Source organism: Nocardia jiangsuensis, assembly GCF_042650385.1.
GTDB classification, from domain to species: domain Bacteria; phylum Actinomycetota; class Actinomycetes; order Mycobacteriales; family Mycobacteriaceae; genus Nocardia; species Nocardia jiangsuensis.
Genome location: NZ_JBHSAX010000017.1, coordinates 585864 through 594796, shown reverse-complemented (window position 1 = coordinate 594796; position 8933 = coordinate 585864). Strand labels below are relative to the sequence as shown.

The following is an 8933-nucleotide window of genomic DNA, read 5'->3' as shown; positions in this document are numbered from 1 at the left end:
CGGAACGCGGGTGCCCGAACGGCTACTTGGTGACGACGGCCAGGACGTCACGCGCCGACAGGATGAGGTACTCCCCGCCCTGGTACTTGATCTCGGTGCCGCCGTACTTGCTGTAGATGACGGTGTCACCCTCCTGGACATCCAGGGGGATGCGCTTCTCGCCCTCGTCGTCCCAGCGACCGGGTCCGACGGCGACGACGGTGCCCTCCTGCGGCTTCTCCTTCGCCGTGTCGGGGATGACCAGGCCGGAGGCGGTCGTCGTCTCGGCCTCGTTGGCCTGGACGAGGATCTTGTCCTCGAGCGGCTTGATGTTCACGCTCGCCACGTTGAGCCCTCCACTTTCGGGGTTTACGGTCGGGCGGAACCTATTGCTCCACCCGTTGGGGTCGGTCTCGTGCTGACCCTGCGTACAGCCCCGTCGTCGCGGGTGCCGGAGCCCTCACACAGCGTCGACTAGCACTCTATACATGCGAGTGCCAGCGCTCAAGGCCTGACTCTGCTACCGCTGCGTACCGGCCGGGACACGCCCCCTCCAGTCACCAGAACTGGGGGACTTTCCAAGGGCGTGGTAAATCTGTAACGTTCGGATAACGGATCGTGACACTATGGTCGAGCGTTCCGTGTCGGCCGCTCCGCGGCGCCTGCCGGGCATCGAAGCTCGGTGGTACCGGAATTCACAGTGACTCCCCGTCACAGTGACAGCGGAGCCTTCGAACTCGAAACACCACACGCCAGCTACGGACAGTCCGCGCGCGAGGGGAGGTGACCATGCGAACATCTCTGGGGATCTCGGCAGGCAACGAGGTCGTCTGCTCCGCCACCGTCGTCACCGCCCCGAACGGCGCCCAGACCTTCGACTACCGGGTCGTCTCCGCCGACGCCGCGCACTCCGACCTCGGCGACCTGGTCACCTCGTCCATCGAGCTGATGACCACCCAGCTGCCCGCCACGCACCCGCGCGAGCCGGTGCACCCGGTCGGCGGCCGCTACACCGAGCGCCCCGAGCCCGTTCCGGCCGAGGCGCCGACCAGCGTCGCGGTCGCCTACCGCGGCAAGGAGCAGGAGCAGATCATCCGCGCCGCCACCGGCAGGCAGCGGGATCTGCGGATGGTCCCCGAGTTCACCGCCGCACTCACCTATCTGCGCCACACCGGCCTCCTCGACCGGTACGGCACCGTCGCCGTCGTCGACCTCGGCGCCACCGGGCTCACCGTCACGGTGGCCGACCGCGCGGACGGCGCGGTGCTCGTCGCCGAGCGCACCTCGGTGCTGAGCGGCAACGCCATCGACGAGCTCATCTACCGGCACCTGGTCGACCAGCACTTCGCCAGGCGCGGCACCCGCCCGAACCGGCACACGCTGGTGAACCGGGCGCGCGCCGCCAAGGAGCACCTCTCGGTGACGCCCGCGGTGACCGTCGACCACGTGGCCGGCCGCCCGCTCAAGCTGACCCGGGAGGACTTCGAGTACCTGATCGAAGATCTGCTCGGCGATATCGCACACTTCACCGCGACCACGGCCGAGCGCGCGGAGCGGCTGCCGGAGGCGGTCACCGTGATCGGCGGCGGCGCCAATATCCCGGCGGTGCTCTCCGCCCTGCACGACCGGCTCGGCATCCCGGTGCTCACCGTGCCCGATCCGGACGCCGTGATCGCCAAGGGTGCCGCGCTCGTCGCCGATCAGGCGCAGGCGCTGCCGGAGGCTCCGATCGCGGCGGTGCGCGCCGACACCTCCGGCCGGACCGTGACCAAGGTGGCCGGGGTGCTGGTCGGCGCGCTGGTCGTGGTCGGGCTGGTAATCGGCTACGGGGTGCGCGAATTCGCGCCGATCGCGGACGAGGAGATCTCGCCCGCAGGCACGACGAGCAGCGGCGGGATCCCCACGCCGACCACCCCTCCCGTCCCGCCGACACCTGTGGTCGCGCCGGGCACCACCGCCGAGCCACCGGAGACGACTACCCCGCCGGTCACCGTCACCGCGAGCCAGCCCGCCGGGCCGACCTCGCCGACGCTGCGCCCGGACCCGAACAATCCGCCGATCCCGTTCCCGAACTCGCTCGGCCCCGGGCTGGAGATGCCGAGCACCGCGCCTGCCCGTACGGTCACCCCGTCTCCGCTGCCGCTGGACGCGCAGACCCCCGCCGCGAGCAGCATGCCGCTGGCGCCGCCGGCCGACTCCGGCTCCGCGGGCGGAACGACCACGCCCGCGGAGAGCTCGACTCCCCTGCCGACGCTCGCCGTTCCGCGCTGACGTCGCCCCCCCGGCCGGCTCAGCCGACCCGGCTGATCGACACCGGCAGCCCCGGGTCGGTCTCCACCGTGAGCGCAGACGGCTCGGCGCCGCCCGCGATGACGTGCGCGCCGAGCGCGGCGATCATCACCCCGTTGTCGGTGCAGAGCCGCGGCTTCGGCACCCGCAGCGTGAGCCCGGCCGCCGCGCAGCGCTCCTCGGCCATCGACCGGATCCGCGAGTTGGCCGTCGCGCCGCCGCCGAGGACCAGGGTGTCCACTCCGGTGTCCTGCGCGGCGCGCACCGCTTTGCGGGTCAGCACGTCGGCGACGGCCTCCTGGAAGGAGGCCGCGATATCCGGGATCGGCAGCGCCTCGGGGGCGATCCCGGCCCGCTGCGCCGCCTCCACGTGCCGCGCCACCGCCGTCTTCAGGCCGGAGAAGGAGAAGTCGTAGCTCGCGTCGCGCGGGCCGGTCATGCCGCGCGGGAAGGCGATCGCCGCCGGGTCGCCGGTGGCCGCGGCGGCGTCCAGCGCGGGGCCGCCGGGGAAGCCGAGCCCGAGCAGCCGCGCCACCTTGTCGAAGGCCTCGCCCGCCGCGTCGTCGACGGTGCTGCCCAGCTCGGTGATCGGCTCGGCCAGGTCGGTGACGCGCAGCAGGTGCGTGTGCCCGCCGGAGACCAGCAGCGCGACACAGGGTGGCATCGGGCCGTGCTCCAGGGTGTCCACCGCGACGTGCCCGCCCAGGTGGTTCAGCGCGTAGAAGGGGATGTCCCAGGCGGCCGCGTACGCCTTGGCCGCGGCCACCCCGACCAGCAGCGCGCCGGCCAGGCCCGGCCCGATGGTGACGGCGAGCGCGTCCGGCCTGGTGATACCCGCGGTCGCCAGCGCCCGGCGCATGGCGGGAACGACGGCCTCCAGGTGCGCCCGCGAGGCGATCTCCGGGACGACGCCGCCGAAGCGGGCGTGCTGCTCGACGCTGGAGGCGACCTCGTCGGCGAGCAGCTCGCAGCGGCCGCCGGGGTGCAGCCGCACCACGCCGACTCCGGTTTCGTCGCAGGAGCTCTCGATCCCGAGCACGATCACGAGAGCACCTCGTCGCCGCGCACCGCCGCGCCGGGGCCGCCGTCCGGTACCAGACCGGGGAAGTCGCCGAGCTCGGGTCGGCGCATGGTGTACGCGTCGGCGCCGCTGGGCTGGTAGTAGTTCTTGCGCAGCCCGATGATGTGGAAGCCGTGCTTGGCGTAGAGCGCGATGGCGGGGGCGTTGTCGGTGCGCACCTCGAGGAAGACCGGGCCGCCGCGCTTGGCGGCCTCGGTCAGCAGCCACTCCAGCAGCAGCGTGCCGATGCCGGCGCGGTGCACCTCCGGGTCGACGCCGATGGTGTGCACCTCGGCCTCCGGGTACGCGGCATCGCCGAGCAGCGCGATCCCGGCGTAGCCGACCAGCCTGTCGTCGGAGTCACGGGCCGCGATGTAGCGGTTGTGCGAGCCGGCCAGCTCGGAGCGGAAGGCGACCGCGTGCCACGGGTCGTCCTCCGGGAAGAGCAGCTGCTCCAGCTCGACGCAGCGCTCGATGTCGCGGGGCCGCATCGGCTCGATGTGGATGGCCACGATCACGCTCCCGTCCGGTCGAGGGTGCGGTAGCTGCGCTCGACCGCGTCCGGCCTGCGCAGGTAGAGCGGGACCAGCGGCTCCGGCGCGGTGCCCGCGAGCAGCGCGGGCGCGGCGACGGTGACCAGCCCGCGCGGCGACGGGCTCTCCACCGGGAGCACCGGCAGGTCGAAGAGGTCGACGTGCGAGGCCGAGCCCGCGATCGCCACGACGGTGTCCGGGTCGACGTCGGCGGGCTTGTCCACCGCGGGGCCTGCGACCCGCAGGCCGTCGCGGTAGCGCGCCCAGTACACCTCGCGGCGCCTGGCGTCGGTCACCACGAGCAGCCCGGCGGCGTCGGGATCGGCGCCGAGGGCGGGAATTTCGCCGGGCGGCTCCCGCCCGGCGTCGGCGGCGATGGCGTCCAGGCTGCAGACGCCGTACACCGGGATGCCGAGCGCGTCCCCGAAGGCGGCCGCGGTCGCCATGCCGACGCGGAGCCCGGTGAACGGGCCCGGCCCGACCCCGGCCACGACGGCCCCGATGTCGCTACGGGCACAGCCGGACTCGGCGAGACACTCCAGGATCTGCGGGGTCAGCACCTCGGCGTGCGCGCGAGCGTCGACGTGCACCCGGGAGGCGACGGTGCGCACCCGCTCCGGGATCGGCCCGGCTCCGGTCTGCTCGAGGTGCACCAGCCCCGCGGTGACGGCGGGGGTCGCGGTGTCGACGGCGAGTACAAGCATGATTCGGTCAACGATACCGGGTGGTACCGCCGCCGAAGGGCCGCGGGTTCACCGCTCCCGGACCCACTCCCAACTGGCCGTTCGCACATCGGATTCCGGCTCCCGGACCAGCCGGACGAGCAGGTGCCGGTCGGTCAGGTGCTCGACCACGCCGCGCCCCCACTCGACCACGACGACCGCGCGGTCCAGGTCCGCGTCCAGGTCGAGCGCGTCGAGTTCGTCCAGGTCACCGGCGAGCCGGTAGGCGTCGACGTGCACCAGCCCGACGCCGCGGCCGCCCGCCCGGTGCGCCCGCGCGATCACGAAGGTCGGCGAGCTCACCCGGCCGAGCACGTCGAGCCCGGCCGCGATGCCGCGGGTGAGCGCGGTCTTGCCCGCGCCGAGCGGGCCGTCCAGCACCACCAGGTCGCCGGCGCGCAGCCCGGCGGCGAGTTCCCGGCCGAGCGCCTCGGTGTCCTCGACCGTCGGCAGCAGCCTGGTGGCCGGATCAGCCACCGGAGGCCCTTCGCGTCCCCGCGCTGGGCACCGCCCTGGCGAAGAGCCGGTCCAGCGCCGCGTTGACGGCGTCCGGGAACTGCAGGTGCGGCATGTGCGCGCCGCCGTCCAGCCGGACCAGCTCGGCTTCGGGGATCTCGCGGGCCAGCAGCTCGGAGTTCTTGACCGGGATCACCCGGTCGTAGCCGGCGCCGATCACCAGCGCGGGCACCCCGGCCAGCGCGGGCAGCGCCGCCGATTCGTCGTGCACCTCGATGGCCTGCAGGAACTTCACGATGGTCGCGACCGGGGTGCGGTCGATCATCAAGGTGGTGAAGCGCGAGACCGTGGGGCTCACCGGGCCGTGGAACGAACTCACGTGCAGCAGCGGGGTGATCACGTGCCGCGCGGTGGCCCGTCCGGCCTGCACCAGCGCGGGCGCGAACCGGACCGCGAGCCGGAAACCGTCCAGCGCGGGGTTCGGCAGCAGCTGGCCGATACCGCCCGTGGTCATCCCCGCGGCGGTGGTGCAGATGAGGGCGACGCCCGCGACCCGCTGCCGGAAGAGCCCCTGGTGTGCGGCCGCGGCGGCCAGCACCGCCATGCCGCCGAGCGAGTGCCCGACCAGCACCACCGGGCCGTGCGGAGCGCGCGCCTCGACCACGGCGGCCAGATCGTCGGCGAGCTGGGCCACGGTGCAGTTCGCCGCCTCCGGGACCCCGGACTCGCCGTGGCCGCGCTGGTCGTAGAAGACCAGCCGGGCCCGGTCGCCCCAGAGCACGGGGAGATCGCGCCGCTGGAAATGGTAGGAGGTCATGTCGTTGCAGAAGCCGTGAACGAAGACGACGGTGACCGCGGCGTCCGCCTGGCCGTGTTCGCGGACCGCGAGCGGGACGCCGTCGGTGGCGTGCACCACGGCGGCGCGGTCGCGGCCGAGCAGGCCGAAGTCCTCGTCCCGGTACTCGTCGGCGCGCGCGGGCCAGAGCACCCGGGAACCCATGCGCCGCAGCACGTGCGCGACGGCGAGCGCGCTCACGGCGACCGCGGTCGCCGCGCCACCCTGCACGATCCGCTTCATCGGTCCTCCTGTGTGAAAGTCCGCCGCACTCGGCCGCGCGGGGAGCACACCACCTCATAGTGGATGGTCCCGAGCAGATCCGCCCACTCCTGGGCGCCCGGCACGCCGGAGCCCGCGCCGAAGAGCACGGCTTCGTCGCCGGGGCCGACCCCGGCGGAGTTCGCGCCCAGATCGACCACGAGCTGATCCATGCACACCCGGCCGACGCCGGGATGCCGTGCCCCGCCGACGAAGACGTCGAAACGGCCGCCGAGGGTACGGAACACACCATCGGCGTACCCGGCGGGGATCAGCGCAACCGTGGTGTCCCGGGGAGCGATCCATTCGTGGCCGTAGGAGACACCCTCGCCCGCCGCGACCTCCTTCACCAGCGCCACCCTGGCCCGGAAGGTCATCGCCGGCCGCAGTCCGAAATCGCCGACCTGCGGGACCGGGTTCAGCCCGTACACCGCGATGCCGGGCCGCACCATGTCGAAGGCGAGATCCGGCCTGGTCAGCGCGGCCGCGGAGTTGGCGAGGTGCAGCACATCGGGCTCCAGGCCGTGCTCCTTCGCCAGCGCGACCGCCTCGACGAAGCGGGCGCGCTGCACGTCGAGGAAGGGGTGGCCGGGCTCGTCGGAGTGCGCGAGGTGCGAGAAGATGCCGCGCAGCCGCACCACCCCCTCGTCGGCGAGGGCGCGCAGCGCGGTCAGCACCGCGGGGTAGCCGGCCGCGGCGATGCCGTTGCGGTTCAGCCCGGTGTCCACCTTGAGGCTCAGCACCGCGGGGCAGCCGGTGGCGCGGGCGGCCGCGGCCACCGCCTCCAGGTGCGCGAGCGAGGAGATGCCGATCTCCACGTCGGCACGGACGGCGGCGGCGAAGTCGGCCGCGGCGTCGTTCAGCCAGCACAGCACCGGCGCGGTGATCCCGGCCTCGCGCAGCGCCACCGCCTCGGCCACCGTCGTGACCCCGAGCTCGCGGGCTCCGGCCGCCAGCGCGGCGCGGCCGACCTCGACCGCGCCGTGGTTGTAGCCGTCCGCCTTGACCACGACCATCAGCGCCGCGGTGCCCGCGTGCTCCCGCAGGATCCGCACATTGTGCGCGATGGCGCCCAGGTCGACAACGGTCTCCACTTGCGCATGCACGGTCCCCGATCCTGCCACTGTGATCGGGGGCACCGGCGCTCGCGGCTGTTCCGGCGTGCCTCCGGTCACCGGGTCGTGGGGGCGGTGGCGCGGAGCGTCGCGATGGCGGGGCGGAGGTGTTCGAGGAGCGGGGTCGCCGAAATGGGTGCGGCCGCAGGGGATGTCGCGGGGACGGGGAGCGTCGGGGCCGACGGGGCTGCCGTGGCGGTGGCGGCGAGGTTGGCGGCGAGGGAGTGGGCGCGGGCGGCGGCCGCGGCGGCCCAGGTGGGGTCGTGGCCCGCGGCGAGGAGGGCGCCGATGACGCCCGCCAGGATGTCGCCCGCGCCCGCGGTGGCGGCCCAGGAGCCGCCCGCCTCGTTGACGAGGACGGTGCCGTCGGGGGCGGCGACGATCGTCGCGCGGCCCTTGAGCAGAACGGTGACGTTCCAGGAGCGGGCCAGGTCGCGGGCGGCGGCGACCCGGTCGGCGCCGACGGGGTCGCCGGTGAGCCGGGCGAACTCGCCCGCGTGCGGGGTGAGCACGGTCGGGGCGGCGCGACCGCGCAGCGGTGCGTGGTCGGCGGCCAGGATGGTGAGGGCGTCGGCGTCGACGACAACGGGGAGGTCGGTGCCGAGCACCGTGCGCAGCCGTTCGGCGGCGGCCGCGTCGGTGCCCGCACCGGGGCCGATCACCCAGGACTGCACCCGGCCCGCGCTCGCGGGGTCCTCGGTGGCGACGACCTCGGGGAAGCGGGCGAGCACCGCATCGGCGCCGGTGCCTGCGTAGCGCACCAGGCCGGAGGTCGCGGCCACCGCGCCACCGACGCAGAGCACCGCCGCGCCAGGGAAGCGGGCACTACCGGCCACGACGCCGGTCGCCCCCTGGCTGTACTTGTCGTCGTGCGCGCCCGGCACCGGCCAGCGCGACCCGATCTCCGCCGGCTCCAGTGCGGCGAATTCCGGTTCGGGCAGGCGCAGTCCGATCTCGATCAGTTCGATCCGTCCGCAGCGCGGCCCGGCCAGCGCGTGCACCGGCTTCCGCGCGCCGAAGGCGACGGTCACCGCGGCGCGCACGGCCGGGCCGTCGGCCGCTCCGGTCTCCGGGTCGACACCGCTCGGCAGGTCGACGGCGATGATCGGTGCGCGGACGGCGGCGACGAGCGCCGCCGCGACCGGGCGCAGGGAGCCGCGCCCGGAGATGCCGACGATGCCGTCGAGCACCAGGTCGGCGTCGAGCGCCGCGATCGACGCCGGGTGCGGTGGCACCGCGCAACTGGCGTTCAGCACCCGGCCACCCACCCGGCGCAGCGCGGCGAGCCCGGCGGCGTGCGCCCGCTTCGGCTGCAGCAGCAGCGCGGTGACCGCGACACCGCGGCGGCGCAGCGCGGCGCCCGCCCACAGCGCGTCGCCGCCGTTGTCACCCGACCCCACCAGCAGCGTCACCCGGCGCCCGGCCACCCCGCCGGTGCGCTCCGCGAGCTCGCGCGCCACCACGGTGGCGAGCCCGTGCGCCGCGCGCCGCATCGGCACCCCGTCCGCGACCCGGGTGAAGAGCTCGGCCTCGGCCGCCCGCACCTGATCCGCGCTGTAGTACCCCCGACGGGAGAACGCCATGACCCCTCCTGCGCTGCCTCGACTACCCGTGCCCGGTCTTGCGCGAGCATCGCACAGTGCCCCGCGCGCCGGATGCGGGGCGCGGCCGGCGAGCCCGCCC

General features: G+C 74.5%; 9 protein-coding genes. 1 reads left to right on the top strand and 8 read right to left on the bottom strand.

The window, feature by feature from the left end:
- Positions 1-22 precede the first annotated feature (22 nt).
- Positions 23-325 (bottom strand): co-chaperone GroES, encoded by a 303-nt coding sequence (groES, locus tag ACFO0B_RS21800; protein WP_067646611.1) that lies wholly within the window; start codon positions 323-325, stop codon positions 23-25.
- A gap of 443 nt (positions 326-768) precedes the next feature.
- Here groES and ACFO0B_RS21795 point away from each other — a divergent pair, with 443 nt between their 5' ends.
- Complete coding sequence (locus ACFO0B_RS21795; protein WP_378614382.1) at positions 769-2250, top strand: Hsp70 family protein; 1482 nt, start codon at positions 769-771, stop codon at positions 2248-2250.
- 19 nt (positions 2251-2269) lie between these two features.
- Here the strand turns inward: ACFO0B_RS21795 and tsaD are convergent, their stop codons facing one another.
- From tsaD to ACFO0B_RS21760, 7 genes are all read right to left on the bottom strand, one after another.
- Positions 2270-3313 carry a tRNA (adenosine(37)-N6)-threonylcarbamoyltransferase complex transferase subunit TsaD gene (tsaD, locus tag ACFO0B_RS21790; RefSeq protein WP_378614381.1) on the bottom strand — a complete coding sequence of 348 codons (1044 nt, stop codon included), beginning with the start codon at positions 3311-3313 and terminating at the stop codon, positions 2270-2272.
- Positions 3310-3819: a ribosomal protein S18-alanine N-acetyltransferase gene (gene rimI, locus ACFO0B_RS21785; protein ID WP_378614580.1), complete on the bottom strand. Its 510-nt coding sequence runs from the start codon at positions 3817-3819 to the stop codon at positions 3310-3312. Before rimI ends, tsaD begins: the two co-directional genes overlap by 4 nt.
- A 23-nt stretch (positions 3820-3842) precedes the next feature.
- The gene (gene tsaB / locus ACFO0B_RS21780) at positions 3843-4565 is read right to left on the bottom strand and encodes a tRNA (adenosine(37)-N6)-threonylcarbamoyltransferase complex dimerization subunit type 1 TsaB (protein ID WP_378614380.1); all 723 of its coding nucleotides are present in this window, start codon (positions 4563-4565) and stop codon (positions 3843-3845) included.
- A 48-nt stretch (positions 4566-4613) separates the two neighbouring features.
- The gene (gene tsaE, locus ACFO0B_RS21775) at positions 4614-5060 is read right to left on the bottom strand and encodes a tRNA (adenosine(37)-N6)-threonylcarbamoyltransferase complex ATPase subunit type 1 TsaE (RefSeq protein WP_378614379.1); all 447 of its coding nucleotides are present in this window, start codon (positions 5058-5060) and stop codon (positions 4614-4616) included.
- On the bottom strand, positions 5053-6117 hold the full coding sequence (locus ACFO0B_RS21770; RefSeq protein WP_378614377.1) for an alpha/beta fold hydrolase: 1065 nt from the start codon (positions 6115-6117) through the stop codon (positions 5053-5055). Before ACFO0B_RS21770 ends, tsaE begins: the two co-directional genes overlap by 8 nt.
- A complete protein-coding gene (gene alr, locus ACFO0B_RS21765) occupies positions 6114-7241 on the bottom strand; it encodes an alanine racemase (RefSeq protein WP_378614376.1) in 1128 nt (375 codons plus the stop codon). Before alr ends, ACFO0B_RS21770 begins: the two co-directional genes overlap by 4 nt.
- Before the next feature lie 65 nt (positions 7242-7306).
- Positions 7307-8833: an NAD(P)H-hydrate dehydratase gene (locus tag ACFO0B_RS21760; RefSeq protein ID WP_378614375.1), complete on the bottom strand. Its 1527-nt coding sequence runs from the start codon at positions 8831-8833 to the stop codon at positions 7307-7309.
- Positions 8834-8933 lie beyond the last annotated feature (100 nt).